General features: G+C 61.8%; 22 protein-coding genes. 2 read left to right on the top strand and 20 right to left on the bottom strand.

Annotated elements, in window-relative coordinates; genetic code table 11:
- Nucleotides 1-39 precede the first annotated feature (39 nt).
- Nucleotides 40-1,134, top strand: coding sequence for an efflux RND transporter periplasmic adaptor subunit (locus tag GJV18_RS02035; RefSeq protein WP_160343058.1), 1,095 nt, complete (start codon nt 40-42; stop codon nt 1,132-1,134).
- Nucleotides 1,135-4,203 (top strand): efflux RND transporter permease subunit, encoded by a 3,069-nt coding sequence (locus GJV18_RS02030; RefSeq protein ID WP_160343057.1) that lies wholly within the window; start codon nt 1,135-1,137, stop codon nt 4,201-4,203. It begins immediately after the preceding gene.
- Between the two features lie 102 nt (nt 4,204-4,305).
- Here the strand turns inward: GJV18_RS02030 and GJV18_RS02025 are convergent, their stop codons facing one another.
- The 20 genes from GJV18_RS02025 to yidC all read right to left on the bottom strand — a co-directional run bounded on the left by GJV18_RS02025 (nt 4,306) and on the right by yidC (nt 24,799).
- Complete coding sequence (locus GJV18_RS02025) at nt 4,306-5,073, bottom strand: YoaK family protein (protein ID WP_160343056.1); 768 nt, start codon at nt 5,071-5,073, stop codon at nt 4,306-4,308.
- A 10-nt stretch (nt 5,074-5,083) separates the two neighbouring features.
- Nucleotides 5,084-5,314, bottom strand: a complete 231-nt coding sequence (locus tag GJV18_RS02020) for a hypothetical protein (RefSeq protein WP_160343055.1) — start codon at nt 5,312-5,314, stop codon at nt 5,084-5,086.
- Nucleotides 5,315-5,325: 11 nt separating this feature from the next.
- The gene (gene glmS / locus GJV18_RS02015; protein WP_160343054.1) at nt 5,326-7,176 is read right to left on the bottom strand and encodes a glutamine--fructose-6-phosphate transaminase (isomerizing); all 1,851 of its coding nucleotides are present in this window, start codon (nt 7,174-7,176) and stop codon (nt 5,326-5,328) included.
- A 10-nt stretch (nt 7,177-7,186) separates the two neighbouring features.
- On the bottom strand, nt 7,187-7,960 hold the full coding sequence (locus GJV18_RS02010; RefSeq protein WP_160343053.1) for a DeoR/GlpR family DNA-binding transcription regulator: 774 nt from the start codon (nt 7,958-7,960) through the stop codon (nt 7,187-7,189).
- A gap of 192 nt (nt 7,961-8,152) precedes the next feature.
- The gene (glmU, locus tag GJV18_RS02005; protein WP_160343052.1) at nt 8,153-9,511 is read right to left on the bottom strand and encodes a bifunctional UDP-N-acetylglucosamine diphosphorylase/glucosamine-1-phosphate N-acetyltransferase GlmU; all 1,359 of its coding nucleotides are present in this window, start codon (nt 9,509-9,511) and stop codon (nt 8,153-8,155) included.
- 206 nt (nt 9,512-9,717) lie between these two features.
- Nucleotides 9,718-10,143, bottom strand: a complete 426-nt coding sequence (locus GJV18_RS02000; RefSeq protein ID WP_160343051.1) for a F0F1 ATP synthase subunit epsilon — start codon at nt 10,141-10,143, stop codon at nt 9,718-9,720.
- A gap of 39 nt (nt 10,144-10,182) precedes the next feature.
- On the bottom strand, nt 10,183-11,559 hold the full coding sequence (gene atpD / locus GJV18_RS01995) for a F0F1 ATP synthase subunit beta (RefSeq protein ID WP_160343050.1): 1,377 nt from the start codon (nt 11,557-11,559) through the stop codon (nt 10,183-10,185).
- 30 nt (nt 11,560-11,589) lie between these two features.
- Nucleotides 11,590-12,453 (bottom strand): F0F1 ATP synthase subunit gamma, encoded by an 864-nt coding sequence (gene atpG / locus GJV18_RS01990; RefSeq protein ID WP_160343049.1) that lies wholly within the window; start codon nt 12,451-12,453, stop codon nt 11,590-11,592.
- A 48-nt stretch (nt 12,454-12,501) separates the two neighbouring features.
- Entirely contained in the window at nt 12,502-14,046 is a 1,545-nt protein-coding gene (atpA, locus tag GJV18_RS01985) for a F0F1 ATP synthase subunit alpha (protein WP_160343048.1), read from the bottom strand.
- Between the two features lie 15 nt (nt 14,047-14,061).
- The gene (locus tag GJV18_RS01980) at nt 14,062-14,598 is read right to left on the bottom strand and encodes a F0F1 ATP synthase subunit delta (protein WP_160343047.1); all 537 of its coding nucleotides are present in this window, start codon (nt 14,596-14,598) and stop codon (nt 14,062-14,064) included.
- Nucleotides 14,599-14,610: 12 nt separating this feature from the next.
- A complete protein-coding gene (locus tag GJV18_RS01975) occupies nt 14,611-15,081 on the bottom strand; it encodes a F0F1 ATP synthase subunit B (RefSeq protein WP_160343046.1) in 471 nt (156 codons plus the stop codon).
- Between the two features lie 92 nt (nt 15,082-15,173).
- Complete coding sequence (gene atpE / locus GJV18_RS01970; RefSeq protein ID WP_160343045.1) at nt 15,174-15,401, bottom strand: F0F1 ATP synthase subunit C; 228 nt, start codon at nt 15,399-15,401, stop codon at nt 15,174-15,176.
- 66 nt (nt 15,402-15,467) lie between these two features.
- Complete coding sequence (gene atpB, locus GJV18_RS01965) at nt 15,468-16,286, bottom strand: F0F1 ATP synthase subunit A (RefSeq protein ID WP_160343044.1); 819 nt, start codon at nt 16,284-16,286, stop codon at nt 15,468-15,470.
- 24 nt (nt 16,287-16,310) lie between these two features.
- A complete protein-coding gene (locus GJV18_RS01960) occupies nt 16,311-16,700 on the bottom strand; it encodes an ATP synthase subunit I (RefSeq protein WP_160343043.1) in 390 nt (129 codons plus the stop codon).
- Nucleotides 16,701-16,836: 136 nt separating this feature from the next.
- Nucleotides 16,837-17,709 (bottom strand): ParB/RepB/Spo0J family partition protein, encoded by an 873-nt coding sequence (locus tag GJV18_RS01955; RefSeq protein ID WP_160343042.1) that lies wholly within the window; start codon nt 17,707-17,709, stop codon nt 16,837-16,839.
- 10 nt (nt 17,710-17,719) lie between these two features.
- Complete coding sequence (locus tag GJV18_RS01950; RefSeq protein ID WP_160343041.1) at nt 17,720-18,508, bottom strand: ParA family protein; 789 nt, start codon at nt 18,506-18,508, stop codon at nt 17,720-17,722.
- A 12-nt stretch (nt 18,509-18,520) separates the two neighbouring features.
- Nucleotides 18,521-19,168: a 16S rRNA (guanine(527)-N(7))-methyltransferase RsmG gene (rsmG, locus tag GJV18_RS01945; protein ID WP_160345929.1), complete on the bottom strand. Its 648-nt coding sequence runs from the start codon at nt 19,166-19,168 to the stop codon at nt 18,521-18,523.
- Complete coding sequence (mnmG, locus tag GJV18_RS01940; RefSeq protein WP_160343040.1) at nt 19,165-21,057, bottom strand: tRNA uridine-5-carboxymethylaminomethyl(34) synthesis enzyme MnmG; 1,893 nt, start codon at nt 21,055-21,057, stop codon at nt 19,165-19,167. The genes rsmG and mnmG overlap by 4 nt, the downstream gene beginning before the upstream one ends.
- A 559-nt stretch (nt 21,058-21,616) precedes the next feature.
- The gene (mnmE, locus tag GJV18_RS01935; protein ID WP_160343039.1) at nt 21,617-22,984 is read right to left on the bottom strand and encodes a tRNA uridine-5-carboxymethylaminomethyl(34) synthesis GTPase MnmE; all 1,368 of its coding nucleotides are present in this window, start codon (nt 22,982-22,984) and stop codon (nt 21,617-21,619) included.
- Between the two features lie 75 nt (nt 22,985-23,059).
- A complete protein-coding gene (gene yidC, locus GJV18_RS01930) occupies nt 23,060-24,799 on the bottom strand; it encodes a membrane protein insertase YidC (RefSeq protein WP_160343038.1) in 1,740 nt (579 codons plus the stop codon).

Here is a 24,799-nt window from a genome sequence, read left to right as displayed (position 1 = left end):
CCCTTTTTCATTGATCTCGCCAGATTAGGGATAGCCATCTTGAACCTTCGCCCCCTGCTCCTTCTGTGTCTGCCGGCCGGCCTGTTGCTGAGTGCCTGCGATCAGGCCCCCGCCCCCCGGGAACAGGCGCCACGCCTGGTCAAACTCTTTACCGTGGAAGACCCGGCCGGTGCACGCCTGCGCGAGTTCCCCGCACGCCTGAAGGCCACCGAGGAAGCCGAGCTGTCCTTTCGCATCGGCGGCCAGCTGAAGACCCTGGAAGTGCTGCAGGGCCAGCGGGTCAAGCTGGGCCAGCTGATCGCCAGTATCGAAGACACCGACCAGCGCCTGCGGGTGCGTGATCGCCAGGCCAGCTATGACCTGGCCAACGCCCAGTTCCAGCGCATGGCCAAGCTGCTGGAGCGGCAGATGATCTCCCGCGCCGAGTACGACCAGCGCAAGGCCACCCTGGACTCGGCCAGTGCGGCGCTCAGCCTGGCCCGTCAGGAGCTGGAATACACCCGCTTGCTGGCACCCTTCGATGCCGTGGTGGCCAGCACCCATGTGGACAACTTCCAGGTGGTGCAGGCCAAGCAGCCCGTGGTCACCCTGCAAAGTGGCGACCAGCTGGATGTGCTGTTCCAGATGCCGGAAAACCTGCTGGCCAACCTCAGCCGCCGCGAGGAAACCCGCGACTATCACCCCAGCGTGGTACTCGACAGCCTGCCCGAGCGCGAATTCGAGGCGGTGTACAAGGAACACAGCACCCAGCCCGACCCCAAGACCCTGACCTATCAGGTGACCCTGTCCATGCCGCGTCCCGAAGGCCTCAACCTGCTGCCGGGGATGAGCGCCACGGTCAAGGTCGACTTCGCCCAGATCAGCCATAACCTGGGCAGCCGCCTGCTGGTGCCCGTGGAGGCGGTGTTCAGCCCGGACGACAGCAGCCCCGAGGTCAAGCAGGTGTGGGTGGCCCGCGAGCAGGATGGCATGCTACGCCTGACGGCGCGCCAGGTCGAGGTGGGCCAGCTGAGCCGCAACAGCATCGAGGTCCTCAGCGGCATCGAGCCCGGCGAGCAGATCGTTGCCGTGGGTGGCGCCGAGCTGGAGGAAGGTCAGGCGATTCGGCCCTGGGTTCGCGAGCGGGGGCTGTAAATGGATATCGCCGGTTATTTTATCCAGCGTCGCGTCACCAGCTGGCTGGTCACCCTGGTGCTGGGCATCGGCGGGCTACTGGCCTTTCTCGGCATCGGCCGCCTGGAAGACCCGTCCTTCACCCTGAAGAACGCCATGGTCATCACCAGCTACCCCGGCGCCTCGCCGCAGCAGGTGGAAGAGGAGGTCAGCTACCCGCTGGAGAACGCCATCCAGCAGCTGCCCTCGATCAAGAAGGTTACCTCCATCTCCAGCGCCGGGCTGTCGCAAATCAGCCTGGAGCTGCACAGCCAGTACAAGGCCGAGCAGATCCCGCAGATCTGGGACGAGCTGCGGCGCAAGATCAACGACCTGCAACCCAACCTGCCACCAGGGGTCAATCCGCCCCAGGTGCGCGACGACTTCAGCGATGTGTTCGGCTTTTTCCTGCTGCTTACCGGCGAAGGCTACAGCGCCCAGGAACTGCGCGACTTCGCCGACTACCTGCGCCGCGAGCTGGTGCTGCTGCCGGGTGTGGGCAAGGTCAGCCTGGCCGGCGTGCGCCAGGAGCAGGTGCAGGTGGAAATCTCGCGCAGCAAGATGAGCAGCCTGGGCATCGCGCCGCAGCGTCTGGCCGAGGTGCTCAGCCAGCAGAACGTGGTGTCCAACGCCGGGCGCATCCTCGCCGGCAGCGAATCGATCCGCCTGCACCCCACCGGCGAGCTGCAGGATGTACGCGAGCTTGAGCGCCTGGTGATCAGCGACCCGGGCAGCCCGCAGCAGATCACCCTCGGCGATATCGCTCAGGTCAGCCGCGGATTCAGCGAAACCCCGAGCAACCTCTACCGCATGAACGGCCAGCCGGCCCTGACCCTCGGCGTGTCCTTCGCGCCCAAGGTCAACGTGGTGGACGTGGGCGCGGCAATCAATGCGCGTCTGGCCGAGCTGGACAACCAGCGCCCGGCCGGCATGCAGCTGCAGGTGTTCTACGACCAGGCCGCCGAAGTGGAAAGCTCGGTGCGCGACTTCGTGATCAACTTCGTCGCCTCGGTGGTCATCGTCATCGTCGTACTGCTGATCTTCATGGGCCTGCGCAGCGGCCTGCTGATCGGCCTGATCCTGGCCCTGACGGTGCTCGGCAGCTTTATCTTCATGCGCATGCTGGGCATCGAGCTGCAGCGTATCTCCCTCGGCGCCCTGGTCATCGCCCTGGGCATGCTGGTGGACAACGCCATTGTCATTGTCGAGGGCATCCTGGTTGGCCGTCAGCGCGGCCAGAGTACCCTGGAAGCAGCACGGGCCATCGTCAAGCAGACCAACCTGCCGCTGCTCGGTGCCACCCTGATCGCCATCATCGCCTTTGCCCCCATCGGCCTGTCTGACGACTCCACCGGCGAGTTCTGCCTGTCACTGTTCCAGGTGCTGCTGATCTCCCTGCTGCTCAGCTGGGTCACCGCCATCACCCTGACGTCCTTCTTCGCCAGCCTGTTCTTTCGCGATAACCAGACCCTGACCAGCCAGGATCAGGGCGATCCCTATGGCGGGGTGATCTTCACCGCCTACCGTGCCCTGCTGGACTTCGCCCTCAAGCGCCGTGGCCTGACCCTCGGGCTGCTGGCGGTGCTGCTGGTGGTGGCCATCGGCGGTTTCGGCAAGGTGCGCCAGAGCTTCTTCCCGCCATCCAACACGCCGATGTTCTTTATCGACCTGTGGCTGCCCCAGGGCACCGATATCCGCTACACCGAGCAACTGGTGGCCGAGCTGGATCAGCATGTACTGCAGCAGGAAGGGGTGACCACGGTCAGCAGCAGCATCGGCCAGGGCGCCCTGCGCTTTATCCTCACCTACTCGCCGCAGAAGCAGTACCCCAACTATGCCCAGCTGCTGGTGCGCACCGACAACCTGGAGCGCATCGAGCCGCTGATCAACCAGCTGGAACTGCATGTTGCCGAGCAGTACCCGCAGGTCAAACCCAAGTTCAAGCAGCTGATGCTTGGCCCTGGCAACGACAGCAAGATCGAAGCGCGCTTTATCGGTGCCGACCCCGATGTGCTGCGCCAACTGGGCAGTGAAGCCATTCGGCGGATGCGCCAGGACCCGGTGGCCAATGCGGTGATGCACGACTGGCACGAGCGCACCAAGCTGATCCGCCCGCAGTTCGCCGAGGCCCGTGCCCGCGAGCTGGGGGTGGACAAGCATGAGCTGGACGAACTGCTGCGCATGAGTTTCTCCGGCACCACGGTCGGCCTGTACCGTGACGGCACCCGTTTGCTGCCGATTGTCGCGCGCCCCCCCGACAGTGAGCGGCTGAATGCCGACAGCCTGGGTGACCTGCAGATCTGGAGCAGTGTGCGCGGCATCTACCTGCCCATCGAGCAGGTGCTGCAGGGCTTTGCCACCGAATGGGAAGATCCGCTGATCATGCGCCTGGACCGCAAGCGCACCCTCACCGTGCAGGCCGATCCGGCCCTGCTTAGCGGCGAAACTGCGGCCCAGCTGTTCCAGCGCATCAAGCCCGAGGTCGAAGCCATCCCCCTGCCCGAGGGCTACAGCCTGGAGTGGGGCGGTGAATACGAAAGCTCGCGCAATGCCCAGGGCGCGGTATTCGGCAGCCTGCCCCTGGGTTATCTGGTGATGTTTATGATCACCATCCTGCTGTTCGACTCGTTCAAGCGCGCCACCGTGATCTGGCTGACCGTGCCCCTGGCGATGATCGGCGTAACCCTGGGCTTTTTGCTCACCGGCATTCCCTTCGGCTTTATGGCCCTGCTTGGCCTGCTCAGCCTGAGCGGCATGCTGGTGAAGAACGGCATCGTCCTGGTAGATGAAATCCAGCTGCAGCTGGCCAGCGGCAAGGATGCCCTGCAGGCCGTGGAAGAAGCCTCCATCAGCCGCGTGCGCCCGGTTTCCATGGCCGCCCTGACCACCATCCTGGGCATGAGCCCGCTGCTGACCGACGCCTTCTTCCAGAGCATGGCGGTGGTGATCATGTTCGGCCTGGGCTTCGCCACCCTGCTCACCCTGGTGGTGCTACCGGTGCTTTATTGCGTGTTCTACGGGATCAAGGCGCAGGCCACGGCAGAGGCCTGAGGTGCTGGTGGAAAACCCTTCGCGGTTTTCCACCCTACCCTCGCGTGACGTGACGACGTAGGGTGGACAACGCGCAGCTTGTCCACCGACTTTGATCCCCTGCTAACCCGGTCTGGCGCGCCTAAAGCGCCGCCAGCCCGAGCGCAGGTCATCCAGCATCGGCACCAGAGCCAGGCTGATCAGCAGCAAGGCCAGCGGCAGGGTAGAGACATAGCCCAGGCGATTAAAGCCAAAGGCCCCGGCAATCCCGCCCATAAAGAAATACAGGGCCAGCAGGCTCAGCACCTGCAGGCGCTGACGATCGACCTGAACCCGGCCGGGCTTGTGTTCATGGCGGTTCCAGTACAGCAGCTTGCCCAGCTCGATGCCGATATCGGTGACGATGCCGGTGATATGGGTGGTGCGGATTTCCGCCCGCGACAGCTTGGTGATCAGGGCGTTCTGCAGGCCCATGATGAAGCACAGCAGCATCACCGTCAGCGGCACGAACAGCCCCTCGATGCTCGCCAGGGTGGCGCCGAGCAAACCGAAGCACAACAGCAACGCGGCCTCGCAGAGCAGCGGCAGGGCGTTCTCGCTGTGCAGGCGACGACGCCGCGAATAGTTGACCAGCAGGGTCGAGGCGATGGCCCCGAGGATGAAGGACAGCACCCCGCCCAGGCCGCCGAGCACCAGACCATAGGCGCCCAGGGCGATATGGTCGGCCATGGCCGAGACGATCCCGGTCATATGCGAGGTGTACTGCTGCACGGCGAGAAACCCGCCGGCATTGATCGCCCCGGCGACAAAGGCCAGGGCATAGCCCAGGTGCCGGTTGGCCAGCACGCTGCGTTTGCGCCCGGTCAGACGCCTGGCATAGCGGATTGGCATGGCGCCCGCCCTAGCAGTGGATTTCCGCGTTCTTGATACCCAGCTGGCGCAACTCGTCGATCAGGGCGTTGAGGTCGGCGAAGGACTCCACCTCATCCTGCTCATCGATCAGGAAATAGCTGGTGCCCACGCCCTTCTTCAACAGCACGATCCACTCCCGGGTATTGCCCGGGTTGGGGATCAGATGGGTGTCGAACTGCACCCCGGCGGCATGCCGGGCACGGATATCTGCACGCTTCATGTCCGCTCCCGTTATTCCACCGTGACGCTTTTCGCCAGATTGCGCGGCTGGTCCACATCGGTGCCCTTGAGCACGGCGACATGGTAAGACAGCAGCTGCAAGGGGATGGTGTAGAGAATCGGCGCCAGCAGGTCATGGATATGCGGCATGTTCACCACATGGGTGCCCTCGCCGTTGCGCATGCCGGCCTGCTGATCGGCGAAAACGATCAGTTCACCGCCACGGGCGCGTACTTCCTGCAGGTTGGACTTGAGCTTCTCCAGCAGTTCGTTGTTCGGCGCCACGGTAACCACCGGCATATCGCTGTCCACCAGGGCCAGCGGCCCGTGCTTGAGCTCGCCGGCCGGATAAGCCTCGGCGTGGATATAGGAAATTTCCTTGAGTTTGAGCGCCCCTTCCATGGCCACCGGGTACTGGGCGCCACGGCCGAGGAACAGGCTGTGGTGCTTCTCGGCGAACAGTTCGGAGATTTTCTCCACGGTCTTGTCCATGGCCAGGGCTTCGCCCAGGCGGGTCGGCAGGCGCCGCAGCTCGTCCACCAGTTCGGCCTCCAGGGCCTTGTCCAGGGTGCCGCGCACCTGGCCCAGGGCCAGGGTCAGCAGCATCAGGCCGACCAGCTGGGTGGTGAAGGCCTTGGTCGAGGCCACGCCGATTTCCGGGCCGGCCTGGGTCAGCAGGCACAGGTCGGACTCGCGCACCAGGGAGCTGGTGCCAACGTTGCAGATCACCAGGCTGGCCAGGTAGCCGCCCTGGCCCGGGGCCTTGTCCTTGGCGTTGCGCAGGGCCGCCAGGGTGTCGGCGGTCTCGCCGGACTGGGAAATGCTGACAAACAGGGTATCGGGCTGCACCACCACCTTGCGGTAGCGGAACTCGCTGGCCACCTCGATCTGGCAGGGAATGCCGGCCAGCTCTTCCAGCCAGTAACGGGCCACCATGCCGGCGTGGTAACTGGTGCCGCAGGCGACGATCTGCACGTTCTTCACCTTGGCGAACAGCTCGGCGGCCTGGGGGCCGAAGGCCTGCACCAGAACGTGATCGCTGCCCAGGCGGCCTTCCAGGGTGCGCTGCACTACCCTGGGCTGTTCGAAGATTTCCTTGAGCATAAAGTGGCGGTACTCGCCCTTGTCGGCGGCTTCCGCGCCTTCGTGGTACTGCACGCTCTCGCGCTCCACTGCCTCGCCATCCACCGTCCAGATCTGCACGCTGTCGCGCTTGATCTCGGCGATATCGCCTTCTTCCAGGTACATAAAGCGGTCGGTGACCTGACGCAGGGCCAGCTGGTCGGAGGCCAGGAAGTTCTCGCCGAGCCCCAGGCCGATCACCAGCGGGCTGCCGCTGCGAGCGGCGAGCAGGCGATCCGGCTGGCGGGCCGAGATCACCGCCAGGCCATAGGCACCATGCAACTGCTTGACCGCTACCTTGAGGGCGTCGGCCAGGTCGGCATAGCTCTTGAGGGTGTGTTCCAACAGATGGACGATGGTTTCGGTGTCGGTATCCGAGGTGAACACATAGCCCAGGCCCTTGAGCTGTTCACGCAGCTCTTCGTGGTTTTCGATAATGCCGTTATGCACCACCGCAAGCTCCTGGCCGGAAAAATGCGGGTGGGCATTGCGCTCGCTCGGCGCGCCATGGGTGGCCCAGCGGGTGTGGGCGATGCCCAGACGTCCGGCCAGGGGTTCGGCCTGCAGGGCGGCCTGCAGTTCGCTGACCTTACCCACCCGGCGGCGGCGATCGAGCGCGCCCTGCTCGGTCAGCAGCGCCACCCCGGCGCTGTCATAGCCGCGGTATTCCAGGCGCTTGAGGCCCTCCACCAGCACGGCGGTGATATTGCGTTCGGCGACGGCGCCTACGATTCCACACATGGTCTTCTCCTTAAGAGGCGGTCAGCGGCGCGATAATTAGCTGGATATCGCGCGCGCATAGTTGTTCGGCCGCCTGGTCATCCAGGCGCTCATCGGTAATCAGGGTATGCACGCTGCTCCAGGGCAGTTCCAGGTTGGGAATGCGCCGGCCGATCTTGTCGCTCTCGACCATCACCACCACCTCGCGGGCCACCTCGGCCATGACCCGGGACAGGCCGAGCAGTTCATTGAAGGTGGTGGTGCCCCGGGCCAGGTCGATACCGGCGGCGCCGATAAACAGCTGGTCGAAGTCGTAGGAGCGCAGCACCTGCTCGGCCACCTGGCCCTGGAAGGATTCTGAATGGGGATCCCAGGTGCCGCCGGTCATCAATAGCACCGGCTCGTGTTCCAGTTCGCGCAGGGCATTGGCCACGTTCAGCGAGTTGGTCATCACCACCAGGCCGGGCTTGTGGCCGAGCTGGGGAATCATCGCCGCGGTGGTGGTGCCGCTGTCGATAATGATCCGCGCATGCTCGCGAATACGCGCCACGCCGGCACGGGCAATGGCCAGCTTGTAGGGCGAGAGCGCCTGCGCCGCCTCACCGATCAGCTCCTGGGGCATGGGCACCGCACCGCCATAGCGGCGCAGCAGCAGGCCGTTCTTTTCCAGGGCGGCGAGGTCCTTGCGAATGGTCACTTCACTGGTGGCGAAGGCTTTCGACAACTCATCCACACTCACCTCGCCCTGCTCGGCGAGCAGAGCGAGAATGGTATGACGACGTTGCGGCGTATTGCGCTTCGACATGCTTAAGTTTCGATTCGAAAGATAATGGCGCGAATCAAAACCTAACGAAGCTTTCGAGTCAAGCGCGAATCGACGTAGGGCAAGCATGAATGCCAGTGGCAAGTCGTAGGGTGGATGACGCTTTGCTCATCCACCCACCAAGCAACACTGGTGGAAACGCTGCGCGGTTTCCACCCTACTTCATACCCTGAGTTACTTCTTGGTTGGCCGCTTCCAGCCTTCGATATTGCGCTGCTTGGCGCGGCCCACGGCCAGGGTATTGGCGGGTACATCACTAGTCACCACCGAGCCGGCGCCGGTGGTGGCGCGGTCGCCCAGGGTCACGGGCGCGACCAGGGCGCTGTTGGAGCCGATAAACACGTCCTCGCCCAGCACCGTCTTGAACTTGTTGGCGCCATCGTAGTTGCAGGTGATGGTGCCGGCGCCGATATTGGTCCGCGCGCCGATCTCGGCATCGCCCAGGTAGCTCAGGTGACCGGCTTTGGCGCCTTCACCCAGCACCGCATTCTTCAGCTCCACGAAGTTACCCACATGGGCCTTGGCGCCCAGCACTGCACCGGGACGCAGACGGGCAAACGGACCGCAGTCGGCACCCTCGCCCACTTCAGCCCCTTCCAGATGGCTGTTGGCCTTGACGATAGCGCCACGGCGCAAGGTGCTGTTCTTGATCACGCAATTGGGGCCGATCTGCACACCGTCTTCGATCACCACCTGGCCTTCGAGTATCACGTTGACGTCGATGCTGACATCACGGCCTACCGTCACTTTGCCACGCAGGTCGAAGCGCGCCGGGTCGATCAGGGTCACGCCCTGCACCATCAGGCGGCGGGCGGCGCGGTACTGGTAATGGCGCTCCAGTTGCGCCAGCTGGATGCGGTCGTTGGCGCCCAGCACTTCCATCTCATCAATAGCCTGTTCGGTGGCGACCACCAGACCATCGGCCACCGCCATGGCAATCACGTCGGTCAGGTAGTACTCGCCCTGGGCGTTGCTGTTGGACAGACGACCGAGCCAGTCGCCGAGTTTTTTCCCCGGTACGGCGAGGATGCCGGTATTGCCCTCACGGATCAGGCGCTGCTCGGCACTGGCGTCCTTGTGCTCGACAATGGCTTTAACAACGCCGGCCGGGTCACGCACGATACGGCCATAGCCGGTGGGATCGTTCAGATTCACCGTCAGCAGGCCCAACTGCTGCTCGCTGACCTGTTGCAGCAGGCGCTGCAGGGTGTCCACCTCGATCAGCGGCACGTCGCCATAGAGAATCAGCACGCGCTCGGCGCTCAATGCCGGCAGCGCCTGGGCCACGGCATGGCCGGTGCCCAGCTGTTCGCTCTGCAAGACGAAGTTCAGGTCATCCGCCGCCAGACCCTCGCGTACCCGCTCCGCGCCATGGCCGATCACCACATGGATACCCTGGGGCTTGAGCTGGCGGGCGGTGTCGATCACATGGCCAAGCATGGCCTTGCCGGCCACCGGGTGCAGCACCTTGGGCAGGGCCGAGCGCATGCGGGTGCCTTGGCCGGCGGCGAGAATAACGATATCGAGGGACATAAGTGCGGGTCCTGAACAGCCCGGGCAGTGGCCCGGGGTTAAACGATTGCGAATATGCTGCATCCCCGTAGGGTGCGCCGTGCGTACCATCAAACAGCTGGGCCGGTGCGCACGGCGCACCCTACAGCATGCCGGGTAAAAACTGCAGGCAAAGAAAAAGGGTAGCCAAGGCTACCCTTTATCCTGTCAGCATTGAAGCCGGTGGCTTAGCCGCCGAACTTCTTGCGCAACTGCTGGACGGTACGCAGCTGGGCTGCAACCTCGGCCAGGTGAGCGGCTGCGGAACCGTAGTCGAACTCCGCGCCCTTCTCGTGCAGTGCACGCTCGGCAGCCTTGAGGGCTTCCTGAGCGGCCGCTTCATCGATATCAGCAGCACGCTGCACGGTATCGGCGAGCACTTTCACCACATTCGGCTGAACTTCCAGGAAGCCACCGGAGATGTAGTAGACCTCGGCCTGGCCACCCTGCTTGATCAAGCGAATCGGGCCTGGCTTGAGATCGGTCAACAGAGGCGCGTGGCCGGGTGCAATACCCAGGTCGCCCAGGTTGCCGTGTGCGATCACCATTTCCACCAGGCCGGAGAAGATTTCTCCCTCCGCACTGACGATATCGCAATGGACTGTCATGGCCATATCTAACCTCACGTGAGCGCCCGTTGCCGGGCGCACCGATTACAGCTTCTTGGCTTTTTCGACGGCTTCTTCGATACCGCCGACCATGTAGAACGCCTGCTCCGGCAGGTGGTCATAGTCGCCGTTGAGAATGCCGCTGAAGCCCGCGATGGTGTCCTTCAGGGAGACGTACTTGCCCGGGGAACCGGTGAAGACTTCGGCCACGAAGAACGGCTGGGACAGGAAGCGCTGGATCTTACGAGCACGGGCAACCAGCAGCTTGTCTTCTTCAGACAGCTCGTCCATACCGAGGATCGCGATGATGTCCTTCAGTTCCTTGTAACGCTGCAGCACGTACTGCACGCCGCGCGCGGTGTCGTAGTGCTCCTGGCCAATGACCAGCGGGTCCAGCTGACGGCTGGTGGAGTCCAGCGGGTCAACGGCTGGGTAGATACCCAGGGAAGCGATGTCACGGGACAGAACGACGGTGGCGTCCAAGTGGGCGAAGGTGGTCGCCGGGCTCGGGTCGGTGAGGTCGTCCGCAGGTACGTATACGGCCTGGATCGAGGTGATCGAGCCGGTCTTGGTGGAGGTGATGCGCTCCTGCAGAACGCCCATCTCTTCGGCCAGGGTCGGCTGATAACCTACTGCCGACGGCATACGGCCGAGCAGTGCGGATACTTCGGTACCGGCCAGGGTGTAACGGTAGATGTTGTCAACGAACAACAGTACGTCACGGCCTTCGTCACGGAACTTCTCGGCCATGGTCAGGCCGGTCAAAGCGACGCGCAGACGGTTGCCTGGTGGCTCGTTCATCTGACCGTAGACCAGGGCTACCTTGTCGAGAACGTTGGAGTCCTTCATCTCGTGGTAGAAGTCGTTACCCTCACGAGTACGCTCACCCACACCGGCGAACACGGAATAACCGCTGTGCTCGATGGCGATGTTACGGATCAGCTCCATCATGTTTACGGTTTTGCCCACACCGGCACCACCGAACAGACCGACCTTACCACCCTTGGCGAACGGGCAAACCAGGTCGATTACCTTGATACCGGTTTCCAGCAGCTCGTTGGAGCCAGCCTGGTCGGCATAGGACGGCGCAGCGCGGTGGATTTCCCACTGCTCTTCTTCGCCAATCGGACCGGCTTCGTCGATCGGGTTGCCCAGCACGTCCATGATCCGGCCCAGGGTCGCTTTACCGACCGGTACGGAGATGGCCTTGCCAGTGCTGGCGACGTCCAGGCCACGCTTGAGGCCTTCGGTCGAACCCATCGCAATGGTACGTACCACGCCGTCGCCCAGCTGCTGCTGGACTTCCAGAGTGGTTTCAGCGCCCTGAACCTTCAGGGCTTCGTAGACGCTCGGTACCTGATCGCGGGGGAATTCCACGTCGATAACGGCGCCGATGATTTGAACGATACGTCCGCTACTCATCTTTGGTTCCTCTGAATATTTGAACCGTTCTTAAACCGCGGCAGCGCCGCCGACGATTTCCGAAATCTCTTGGGTGATCGCTGCCTGACGCGCCTTGTTGTAGATCAGCTGCAAACCGCTGATCAGTTCACCGGCGTTGTCGGTGGCGTTCTTCATCGCGATCATCCGTGCGGCTTGTTCGCACGCACTGTTTTCCATCACGGCCTGGTACACCTGGGATTCAACGAAACGAACCATCAGGTTATCCAGCAGGTACTGTGCATCCGGCTCGTAGAGGTAATCCCACAGGCCCTTCTGCACGCCTTCTTCCTCGACCGCGGCCAGGGGCAGCAGCTGCTGCACTTCCGGCTTCTGCGTCATGGTGTTGACGAACTTGTTCGACACCAGATACAGACGGTCGATACGGCCTTCGGTATAGGCGTCGAGCATTACCTTGACGCTACCAATCAGGTCGTTGAGCGAAGGCTCTTCACCCAGCTTGCTCACGGCTGCAACCACGTTGCCACCGAAACTACGGAAGAAGCTCGCACCCTTGCTGCCGATAACGCAGAAATCAGCCTCGACCTTGGCTTCACGCCATTCGTTCATGTTCTTCAGCAACGACTTGAACAGGTTGATGTTCAAGCCACCGCACAGACCACGATCGGTCGATACCAGGATGTAGCCGACACGCTTGACTTCGCGTTCCACCATAAACGGGTGGCGGTATTCCGGGTTGGCCTTGGCCAGATGGCCAATCACCTGACGGATACGCTCGGCGTAGGGACGACCAGAAGCCATGCGCTGTTGAGCCTTGCGCATCTTGCTGACCGCCACTTTTTCCATGGCGCTGGTGATCTTCTGCGTGCTTTTGATGCTCGCGATCTTACTGCGAATCTCTTTTGCGCCTGCCATTTCACACCTTTTGGTTCAAGCAGGCGGGGGCCGAGGCCCCCGCTGCGGTTACCAGGTTTGGGTGGCTTTGAACTTCTCGATGCCGGCTTTCAGGCCTGCGTCGATCTCGTCGTTGAAGTCACCCTTCTCGTTGATCTTCGCCATCAGATCGGCGTGATCACGGTTGAAGAAGGCAAGCAGCGCTGCTTCGAAAGCGCCCACTTTCTTCACGTCCACGTCCTGCAGGAAGCCACGCTCGGCGGCATACAGGGAAACGGACATGTCGGCGATGGACATCGGCGCATATTGCTTCTGCTTCATCAGCTCGGTAACGCGCTGACCGTGCTCAAGCTGCTTGCGGGTGGCTTCGTCCAGGTCAGAGGCGAACTGGGCGAAGGCCGCCAGTTCACGGTACTGAGCCAGAGCGGTACGGATACCACCGGACAGCTTCTTGATGATCTTGGTCTGGGCTGCACCACCGACGCGGGATACCGAGATACCGGCGTTGACCGCAGGACGGATGCCCGAGTTGAACATGGCCGATTCCAGGAAGATCTGACCGTCGGTGATGGAGATCACGTTGGTCGGAACGAAGGCGGAAACGTCGCCAGCCTGGGTTTCGATGATCGGCAGAGCGGTCAGGGAACCGGTCTTGCCCTTCACGGCGCCATTGGTGAACTTCTCGACGTACTCTTCGGAAACGCGGGAAGCGCGCTCCAGCAGACGGCTGTGGAGATAGAACACGTCGCCCGGGTAGGCTTCACGGCCTGGTGGACGGCGCAGCAGCAGGGAGATCTGGCGATAAGCCACAGCCTGCTTGGACAGATCGTCATAAACGATCAGCGCGTCTTCACCGCGGTCGCGGAAGTATTCACCCATGGTGCAGCCGGCGTAGGGAGCCAGGAACTGCAGGGCAGCGGATTCGGAAGCCGAAGCTGCAACCACGATGGTGTTGGCCAGGGCGCCGGTTTCTTCCAGCTTGCGCACCACGTTGGCGATGGTCGACTGCTTCTGACCAATGGCGACGTAGACGCAGCGGATGCCGCTGTTCTTCTGGTTGATGATGGCGTCGACAGCCAGGGCGGTCTTACCGATCTGACGGTCACCGATGATCAGCTCGCGCTGGCCACGGCCGACCGGGATCATGGCGTCAACCGACTTGTAACCGGTCTGTACCGGCTGGTCGACCGACTTACGCCAGATCACGCCAGGGGCTACTTTCTCGACAGCGTCAGTGGCCTGGGCATTGACCGGGCCTTTGCCATCGATCGGGTTGCCCAGGGCATCGACCACGCGACCCAGCAGCTCCGGACCAACCGGAACTTCCAGGATGCGGCCGGTGCACTTGGCGCTCATGCCTTCGGCCAGGCTGGTGTAGGCACCCAGGACCACAGCACCCACGGAGTCTTGCTCCAGGTTCAGGGCCATACCGTAGACGCCACCAGGGAATTCGATCATCTCGCCGTACATCACGTCGGCGAGGCCGTAAATGCGCACGATACCGTCGGATACGCTGACGATGGTGCCTTCATTACGGGCTTGAGCGGTCACATCGAGCGCGCCAATGCGCTGCTTGATGATTTCGCTAATTTCGGAAGGATTCAGTTGCTGCATGCCAGTTCCCTCAAATCAGGATTTCAACGCTTCGGCCAGCTTGTTCAATTTGCCGCGGACCGAACTGTCGATGACCAGGTCACCCGCACGGATCAACAGACCACCAATCAGGGCAGTATTGATAACCGGCTTGGGCTGGACAGTTCGATCAAGCCGCTTGGAAAGGGCGGCAGCCAGGGTTTGGAGTTGCTCCGCAGAGAGCTCGAATGCAGTCTGCACCTCGACTTCGAGGGTGCTTTCGGCAACGGCCTTCAACGCGGTGAATTGCTCAAGTACGACGGGGAGCAGCGACAGACGGTCATTGCTGCCCAGGGTGCCGAGGAAGTTGACGAAGGTTTCGTCAACCTGACCACTGCAGACCTGTGCCAGCATTTTCACTTTCTGATCGCTGGTCAACGCGGGGTTGCCCAGCTGCTGTGCCACTTCCGGGGTCTGCACGGCGGCAGCGGAAAAGGACAGCATGGCCAACCAGGCGTCTGCCTTACCGGCATTGCTGGCGAACTCAAAAGCGGCTTTGGCGTAGGGCCGACCAAGCGTAATGGTATTGATCATCGCTTGCCTCGCTTAGAGTTGGGAGGCCAGTTTTGCGACCAGATCATTGTGCGCAGAGCCATCCACGGAGGACTCAAGAATCTTCTCGGCGCCTGCAACGGCCAGAGCCGCTACCTGTGCACGCAGTTGATCCTTGGCACGATTCACTTCCAGATCGATTTCGGCTTTGGCACCGGCAATCAGCTTCTCACCTTCGGTGCGAGCCTGAGCCTTGGCTTCCTCAACGATCGAGTTGGCGGTTTTATTCGCCCGATCGATGATGGCGGCAGCCTGCTCTTTGCTCTCGCGCAGCAGTTGGGCGGCGCGTTCCTGGGCGAGTTGCAGATCGTGCTCGGCACGTCCGGCAGCATCCAGACCTTCGGCGATTTTCTTCTGGCGTTCTTGCATGGCACCGGTGAGCGGCGGCCATACGTACTTCATGCAGAACCAGACGAAAATAGCGAAGGCAATCGTTTGACCGAACAGGGTCAGATTAATGTTCACAGCGATCTACCTCGTACTTTCTCGTGTTCCGGGAGGAAATACCTGAAGAGGCAGCCCCCGGGTGGGTGGCTGCCTCCGAAATTCAGGAACTCTTAGCCGGCAACAACGAAGATCAGGTACATCGCGATACCAACACCGATCATCGGAACGGCGTCGAGCAGACCAGCCATCAGGAAGGTCTTGGTTTGCAGCTGCGGGCCCAGCTCAGGCTGGCGAGCGGTGGATTCCAGCAGCTTGCCGCCCAGCAGGGCGAAGCCGATACCAGTACCCAGGGCACCCAGACCGATCATGAGGGCAGCGGCGATGTAGACGAGTTCCATAGTTAGCTCCAGAGTTTCAGAAGTTAAGGTTTTGTGTTGAACAGGTTGCGGGTGTCATGTTGCCGATTAGTGATGATCTTCGTGCGCTGCACTCAGATACACCACGGTCAGCACCATGAAGATAAAGGCCTGCAGCGGGATCACCAGGATGTGGAAGATCGCCCATGGCACGTTGAGCCCGAACTGGATATAGAACGGCAGCAACGCGATCAGGATGAACACCACTTCACCGGCATACATGTTGCCGAACAGACGCAGAGCCAGGCTCAGCGGCTTGGTCAGCAGACCGATGATTTCCAGGAACAGGTTGAACGGAATCAGCGCCCAGTGGTTGAAGGGGGTAAACGACAGTTCCTTGGTGAAACCGCCCAGGCCCTTGACCTTGATGCTGTAGAAGATGATCAGGATAAACACGCCCAGGGAGATGCCGAAGGTACCGTTCGGGTCGGCGGTGGGCACGATCTTGAAGTAGGGCAGTCCCAGCACCGAAGCCAGACCGGGAATGTAGTCAACCGGGATCCACTTCAGGCTGTTCATCAGGAACACCCAGACGAAGATGGTCAGGGCCAGCGGGGCCACCACCGGGTTACGCCCATGGAAGGTGTCCTTGACGATGCCCTGCACGAACTCGATGCACATCTCGGCCATGTTCTGCAGACCGCCGGGAGTACCGGTGGTGGCCTTCTTGGCGGCCAGGCGGAAAATGAACAGGAAGATCAGTCCCATGAACAGGGACCAGCCCATGGTGTCCACATGAACGGCCCAGAAGCCCATGGCTTTCACGTCTTCCGGGGTCTGGGCGATGACCCAGCCTTTTTCCGGGTGGGCGCCATAGACCAGGTTCTGCAGGTGATGCTGGATATATTCTGCCGGGGTGTTTGCCATAAACGCCTCAAACGCTCTAATGCTTCAGAAGTTTTTTATCAGTAGTGGAGCGCTGGCGGCTGCCGCCACAGCCAGCAGGTACCCGACGAACAACGCCGCGATATCCAGCTGCCTAATGCCCACAAACACCAGTGCAAACAGCACTGCTGTGAGAATCCATTTACCCATTGCTCCGGACCAGATGGCCTGGACAATCTCTCTTGCCGAACGCGCGCCAAAATAACGAAAGGCTTTGTACGCAAAAAACGCATTCGGGAGAAGGGCGATCAAACCACCCAGTAAAGCCGAATAACTCGCGGTCATGCCCTTGCCGAGAAAAAACAGCAGAGCGACCAACAGACCCACCAGGGCCTGGACAAACAAAACAGGAAACCCGGGCTGCTGGTGAAACGGGGCTTTATTGCGAATGGCCACGTCAACCTTACACTTGATTCAAGCCGCGAATGACGAGCCTGAAGCTCACAAAATTGCGCGGGGAGTATAGGGTCCTACCTGTTAGGGATCAACCGTCCTGTAGTCGGAGTTCCCCCCTACTACAGATGGAATTGTTTCAACGAATGTGGGCCAGCACACCCTGCAGTTCATCCAGGGAGCTGTAACTGATCACCAACTGGCCCTTGCCCTTTTGCCCATGCTTGATCTGCACCGGTGAGCCCAGACGCTCAGCCAGACGTTGTTCGAGACGGGTAATATCGGGGTCGGCCTTGGCCACCACGGCGGGCTTGTCCTTGCTGTTCAACCACTGGCGCACCAGGGCTTCGGTCTGACGGACGGTCAGACCCCGTGCGACAACATGTCGCGCCCCCTCGGTCTGCTGTTCGGCGGGCAGACCCAGCAGGGCACGGGCATGGCCCATTTCCAGGTCGCCATGGGCCAGCAGGGTTTTCACTTCTTCCGGCAGGGCGATCAGGCGCAGCAGGTTGCTGATGGTCACTCGCGACTTGCCCACGGCATCGGCGACCTGTTGCTGGGTCAGCTGGAACTCCTGCTGCAAACGCTGCAGGGCCATGGCTTCTTCGATGGGGTTGAGGTCTTCGCGCTGGATATTCTCGATCAGCGCCATGGCGATGGCCGCTTCATCCGGCAGCTCGCGGACCATGGCCGGAATCTTGTCCACCCCGGCCTGCTGGCTGGCCCGCCAGCGCCGCTCACCGGCGACGATCTCGAAGCGGCCGCCGCCGATGGGGCGCACGACGATGGGCTGCATCACCCCATGCAACTTGATCGACTGGGCCAGCTCTTCCAGGGCAGTGGCATCCATGTCGCGGCGCGGCTGGTATTTGCCGCGCTGCAGCAGATCCAGGGGCAGGTGCTGCAGTTCGCGGCTGTCGACCTGGGCGGCTTCTTCCTGCAGGGCACTGACGCTGGTTCCGCCCAGCAGGGCATCCAGACCGCGCCCCAGTCCTCGTTTTTTGACAGCCATGGGAATTTCCTTATGCGGTTGCGGTGTGGGCGCCTGCGCGCTGACGGCGGACCAGCTCGCCGGCCAAGGCCAGATAGGCAATGGCCCCACGGGATTGCTTGTCATACACCAGCGCCGGCATGCCGAAGCTGGGTGCCTCGGCCAGGCGCACGTTGCGCGGGATGACCACGTCGTACAGCTTGTCGCCAAAGTGCTGCTTGAGCTGGGCGCTGACGTCGTTGGTCAGGCTGATGCGTGGGTCATACATGGTGCGCAGCAGGCCTTCGATCTTCAATTTCGGGTTGAGCATCTCGCCGATGCGCTGGATGCTGTTGACCAGGTCACTCAGGCCTTCCAGGGCGTAGTACTCGCACTGCATGGGGATGATCACGCCATCGGCGGCTACCAGGGCGTTGACCGTGAGCATGGACAGGGCCGGCGGGCAGTCGATCAGGATGTAGTCGTAGTTCTCGCGGATCGGCGCCAGGGCGTACCGCAGGCGACTTTCCTTCATCTTCATTTCCAGCAGCGAGACTTCGGCGGCGGTGAGGTCGCGGTTGGCCGGCAGCAGCTGATAGCCGCCGTGCTCGGAGAACTGCATGGCTTCGACCAGATTGCATTCGCCGATCAGCACGTCATAGATCGAGTGCTCCAGGGCATGCTTATCCACACCACTGCCCATGGTCGCGTTGCCCTGGGGGTCGAGGTCGATCAGCAGCACGCGACGCTTGGTCGCCACCAGGGACGCAGCCAGATTGATGCAGGTGGTGGTCTTGCCCACGCCGCCTTTCTGGTTAGCGATTGCGAATACCTTAGCCATGTTGCGTTCCCCCTAGACCGAGCGACGCAGTATCAGCAGATGGCGCTGACCTTGGCAACCGGGAACCTTGAGTACATGGGTGGCGCTGAGACGAAAGTCCGCCGGCAGGGCCTGCAGTTCGTCGTCCGGATGCACGCCCTTCATCGCCAGCCACTGGGTTTGCCCGTCACCGAGATGGCGGGTCCAGTTGCTGAAATCTTCCAGCGAGCTAAAGGCCCGGGAGCAGATGCCACTGAACGGCACAGCCGGAGTAAACGCTTCAACCCGGCTGTGGATAACCTGCAGGTTGTCCAGTTTCAGCTCCAGCTTCACCTGGGTCAGAAAGCGCGTCTTCTTGCCGTTGGAGTCGAGCAGGGTGAATTGCCGCTGGGGAAACAGGATGGCCAAGGGAATACCCGGCATGCCACCACCGCTGCCGACGTCCAGCCAGTTATCCCCAGCCTCGGCCACGAAGGGCGCGACCGACAGGCTGTCGAGCAGATGACGCGAGACCATTTCGTCCGGGTCGCGCACCGCGGTGAGGTTGTAGGCCTTGTTCCACTTGATCAGCAGGGCCAGGTAGGCGAGCAGCTGTTCGTGCTGCTGCGGGCTGAGTTCGACGCCCAGTTCGCGAGCCCCCTGGCTGAGCTCTTCGGCATGGCGCTGGGTAACTGACATCAGGCGCTGTGCTCCAACTGCTGACCGGCAGTGCGCTTTTTCAGATGGATCAGCAGCAGGGAAATCGCCGCCGGGGTGACACCTGGGATACGCGAGGCCTGGCCCAGGGTCTGGGGCCGGGCATTGCCAAGCTTGTGCTGGATTTCCTTGGACAGCCCGGAAATCCCGGCATAGTCGATATCGGTCGGCAGCAGGGTGTCTTCGCTGGCGCGCAGGCGAGCGATCTCATCCTGCTGGCGGTCGATATAGCCGGCGTACTTGGTCTTGATTTCCAGCTGTTCAGCCACTTGCGGGTCCACGCTGGGCGCCTGGCTCAGTTCAGCCAGGGTCGCATAGTCGATTTCCGGACGCGCCAGCAGGTTGAGCAGGTTGTATTCGTGGGTCAGTGGGGTGCCGAAACGACTGGCAATGGCATCGCCCAGCGGCGTGCCGGGCCGTACCCAGGTGCTTTTCAGGCGCTGTTCTTCCTGGGCAATGCCTTCGCGCTTGGCCTCGAAGGCGGCCCAGCGTTCGTCATCCACCAGGCCCAGCTCGCGGCCCTTCTCGGTCAGACGCAGGTCGGCGTTGTCTTCACGCAGGATCAGCCGGTATTCGGCCCGCGAGGTAAACATGCGGTAGGGCTCCTGAGTACCCAGGGTGATCAGGTCGTCGACCAGCACGCCGATATAGGCTTCATCACGGCGTGGGCACCAGCTGTCCTTGCCCTGGGCGCGCAATGCGGCGTTGCAGCCGGCCAGCAACCCCTGGGCACCGGCTTCTTCATAGCCGGTGGTGCCGTTGATCTGCCCGGCAAAGAACAGCCCGCCGATCACCTTGGTTTCCAGGCTGTACTTGAGGTCGCGTGGGTCGAAGTAGTCGTACTCGATGGCGTAGCCCGGGCGCACGATATGGGCGTTTTCCATGCCGCGGATGCTGCGCACGATCTCCAACTGCACATCGAAGGGCAGCGAGGTAGAGATGCCGTTGGGGTACAGCTCATGGGTGGTCAGGCCTTCCGGCTCGATAAACACCTGATGGCTGTCCTTGTCGGCGAAGCGGTGGATCTTGTCTTCGATGGACGGGCAATAACGCGGGCCGACGCCTTCGATCACCCCGGAATACATGGGCGAGCGATCGAGGTTGGCCGCGATGATCTCGTGGGTGCGCGCATTGGTATGGGTGATCCAGCAGCTGATCTGCCGTGGCTGCTGCTCGGGCTTGCCAAGGAAGGACATCAGCGGCGTGGGCGTATCACCGGGCTGCTCGGTCATCACCGAAAAGTCGACCGTCCTGCCATCGATACGCGGCGGTGTACCGGTTTTCAGGCGGCCAACACGCAGCGGCAGTTCGCGCAGACGCTGCGCCAGGGCGATGGAGGGTGGATCACCGGCGCGACCACCGGAGTAGTTCTGCAGGCCTATGTGGATAAGTCCACCGAGGAAGGTGCCGGTGGTCAATACCACAGAATCCGCGTGGAAACGCAGGCCCATCTGGGTCACTACGCCTTTGACTTCGTCATTTTCGACGATCAGATCATCGGCGGCCTGCTGAAATATCCACAGGTTGGCCTGGTTTTCCAGCGTTTCGCGAATCGCGGCTTTGTACAGCACCCGGTCCGCCTGGGCGCGAGTGGCCCGCACCGCCGGGCCCTTGCGGCTGTTCAGTACACGGAACTGGATGCCGCCACGGTCGGTAGCCAGGGCCATGGCGCCGCCCAGGGCATCGATTTCCTTGACCAGATGGCTCTTGCCGATACCCCCAATGGCCGGGTTGCAGCTCATCTGCCCGAGGGTTTCCACATTGTGGGTCAGCAGCAGGGTTTTCACCCCCATACGGGCAGCTGCCAATGCGGCTTCAGTGCCGGCATGGCCACCGCCGATGACGATCACCTGAAAACGGGAAGGGAAATCCACCACGCACCTCGTGCCTGTTGAGAAAGGGGGTTTTCGAAAGGCGGCAAGTATAGGGACTTAACCGATGTGAAAGAAGCCTTTTGCACAAAAAATAGCCAGCTGCTCCGGGCGGTGTACTAGGGATCAGGTAAATAAAGAATAAAAGAAAGAATTTTTATAAAGCCTTGTTTATATGTTTATTAAGTATGCAGCGCTTTTCTGTGGATAGATGGCTGCAGCCCTTTAACAGCAGGTGCTGTAGCCTTTCAAAAGGCTGTGATAATCCTGGCGTCTGCCTGTTCAGTTGCCGTACGCAAGCTGTGGATGAATAGGCACCTTATCCACAGACGCAGTTATGCGCTGGTTTATCACAGGCTTATGGGCATAGCTCAGGGCTGGTTTTCCACAGGGCTCAGGGGAATAAATAAGTGCTTGGGCGTGGGGAGAAGTTGCGGATGTGGCGCAGGATTCGATGCGCCGTAACCCATCGGGAATGTGGGGCTGGTGATGGGTTACGCGGCGTACGGGTCTCTGCGCTGACTGTATCTGAGATGACCTGCGCCGCTAACCCATCCTAGGGTCATTTACCGATGCAGAAACTGGAGAAGATCCGCCCCAGCAGGTCATCGGAACTGAACGCGCCGGTGATCTCACCCAGTGCCTGTTGCGCCATGCGCAGGTCTTCGGCCAGCAGTTCGCCGGCCCCGGCCAGGGTCAGTTGGGCGTGACCATGTTCAAGGTGGCTGGCCGCCTGACGCAGCGCTTCCAGATGGCGACGACGGGCGCTAAAACTGCTTTCCGCTGTCTGTTCGTAGCCCATGCAAGCCTTTAGATGTTCCCTGAGCAGATCCAGCCCCTCGGTGGATTTGGCCGACAAGCTGATGGTGATATGGCCATCAGCGCAGCTCTCCAGTCCGACGCTTTCTCCTGAGAGGTCGGCCTTGTTGCGGATCAGGGTGACCTTGGCCGGGTCGGGACGCTGGTCGAGAAACTCCGGCCACAGGGCAAAGGGATCGGCCGCTTCGGGGGCGGTGGCATCCACCACCAGCAGGATGCGGTCGGCTTCGGCAATGGCCTTTAGTGCACGTTCCACGCCGATGCGCTCCACCTGATCCTCGGTATCGCGCAGGCCGGCGGTATCGACTACATGCAGGGGCATACCGTCGATATGGATATGTTCACGCAGCACATCGCGGGTGGTACCGGCGATCTCGGTGACGATGGCCGCTTCACGCCCGGCCAGGGCATTAAGCAGGCTGGACTTGCCGGCATTCGGCCGGCCGGCGATCACCACGGTCATGCCGTCGCGCAGCAGGGCGCCTTGCCCGGCCTCACGTAGCACGCCCACCAGGTCGCTACGTACGCCATCGAGCAGATTCAGCACATGGCCATCGGCAAGAAAATCGATTTCTTCCTCGGGGAAGTCGATGGCCGCTTCCACATAGATACGCAGACTGATCAGGCGTTCGGTCAGGCCATGTACGCGGCGGGAGAATTCGCCCTGCAGCGAGCGCAGGGCATTGCGCGCGGCCTGTTCGGAGCTGGCTTCGATCAGATCGGCAATCGCCTCGGCCTGGGCCAGGTCGAGCTTGTCGTTAAGAAAGGCGCGCTCGCTGAACTCCCCGGGGCGCGCCAGGCGTGCACCGAGTTGCAGGCAACGACGCAGCAGCAGATCCAGCACCACCGGCCCACCATGGCCCTGCAACTCCAGCACGTCTTCGCCGGTAAAGGAGTTCGGTCCCGGAAAGTACAGGGCCAGGCCCTCATCCAGCACCTGCCCGGCCTCGGCGAAGAAGGGGCCGTAATGGGCATAGCGGGGTTTTAGCTCTCGCTGGCAAATGGCCCTGGCCAGTGCGCCGACCAGAGGCCCAGAGACCCGCACGATGCCCACCCCACCACGGCCCTGGGCGGTGGCGACGGCGGCGATGGTTTCGGTGACGCTGGGCATAGGGCTCTCCTGCAAACGACATAACAAAACGCCCCTGAAAAGGGGCGTTTGTTACAGCTTAGAAGTCATTGCAACTCAGGCACTGGCCGCCTTGGTTGCCGCTTCGATCTTGCGCGTAATGTACCACTGCTGGGCAATGGACAGGACGTTGTTGACCACCCAGTACAGCACCAGACCGGCCGGGAACCAGAGGAAGAAGAAGGTGAAGATAATTGGCATCATCTTCAACACCTTGGCCTGCATCGGGTCCGGCGGAGTCGGGTTGAGCTGCTGCTGAATAAACATGGTGGCGCCCATGATGATCGGCAGGATGAAGTAGGGATCCTTGATCGCCAGGTCGGTAATCCACAGCAGCCAGGGCGCCTGGCGCATTTCCACGGATTCCAGCAGTACCCAGTAGAGGGCGAGGAAGACCGGCATCTGCACCAGGATCGGCAGGCAGCCGCCCAGGGGATTGATCTTCTCCTTCTTGTACAGCTCCATCATGGCCTGGGACATCTTCTGCCGGTCGTCGCCATGCTGCTCCTTCAGCTGGGCCAGCTTAGGCGCCACCGCACGCATGCGCGCCATGGACTTGTAGCTGGCGGCCGAAAGCGGGAAGAAGATCAGCTTGATGATGATGGTCAGAAAGATGATCGACCAGCCCCAGTTGCCGAGCAGGCCGTGGATCGCTTCCAGCAGCCAGAAGATCGGCTGGGCGAGGAACCACAGGAAACCGTAGTCGACGGTCAGCTCAAGTCCTGGCGACAGCTCTTCCAGGTGACCTTGAAGTTTCGGTCCCGCATAGAGAATGGCGCTGGTTTCGGCTTGAGCGCCGGCTGCAACCTGAATGGACGGGCCGGTAAAACCGACGATGTAGTTGCCCTGGCTATCCTTGCGGGTCTGTACCTGGTTGGTGCTGTCTTTGCTGGGAACCCAGGCGGTAACGAAGTAGTGCTGCAGCCAGGCAACCCAGCCTCCTTGAACGCTTTCTTTAAAGGGTTGCTTGTCGATATCGCTCATCGACACTTTCTTGTACGGCTCTTCCGCCGTCCACAGCGCGCCGCCCAGGTAGGTGGCCGTGCCGGTGGCAGTGGTGGAGGACGGATCGCCACTGCTATCGCGCTTGAGCTGGGCGAACATATTGCCGCTCCAGGTCTGCCCGCTCTGGTTGTCGATCAGGTAAGTGATCGTCAGCTGGTAGGCCGCAGGATCCACACAGCCGGTCTTCTTCTGCTCCTGCTCGCGCGGTGAGCACTCCGGATTGAGCCCACGCTTGAAGGTAAAGCGCTTGATGTAATTGACGCCCTCTTCGCTCAGGGTCAGATCGACAATCAGGCTGTCCTGGCCTTCGGCCAGTTCGTAGCTCTGTTTCTCACTGGCCCACAGCGCTCGACCACTGGACTTGTCCGGAGCATTGACACCGATCAGGCCGCTTTGCGCCAGGTAGGTACGCTCGCCACCGTTATCGAACAGCTGGAAGGGCACGTCCGGACGATCCTGACGACGTGGGTACTGCGGCAGACGCAGTTGCACCACGTCACCGCCGCGCGGATCAATGGCCAGATCCAGTACGTCGGTCTTGACCCGGATCAGCTGATCGCTGACGGCGGCCGGCATCACGCTGGCGGCACTGGGTTCAACCACGGCGCTGGGGATATCGTCGGCGCTGCTTTCAGCACCTGGAATGCTGTCCGGCAAGGCGGGAATGGTCACATTGGCTGACTGCGCCTGCTGCGGCAGTTCTGCCTGCCCATAATCCTGATTCCATTGCAGGACCATCAGGTAGGACACGACTGCCAGGGCGACGATCAGGATCGAACGTTGAATATCCAT

The sequence above is a fragment of the Pseudomonas xionganensis genome (assembly GCF_009763245.1).
Lineage (GTDB): Bacteria > Pseudomonadota > Gammaproteobacteria > Pseudomonadales > Pseudomonadaceae > Aquipseudomonas > Aquipseudomonas xionganensis.
The sequence above is the reverse complement of the archived record's forward strand: the minus strand, read 5'-3'. Positions and strand labels throughout refer to the sequence as shown.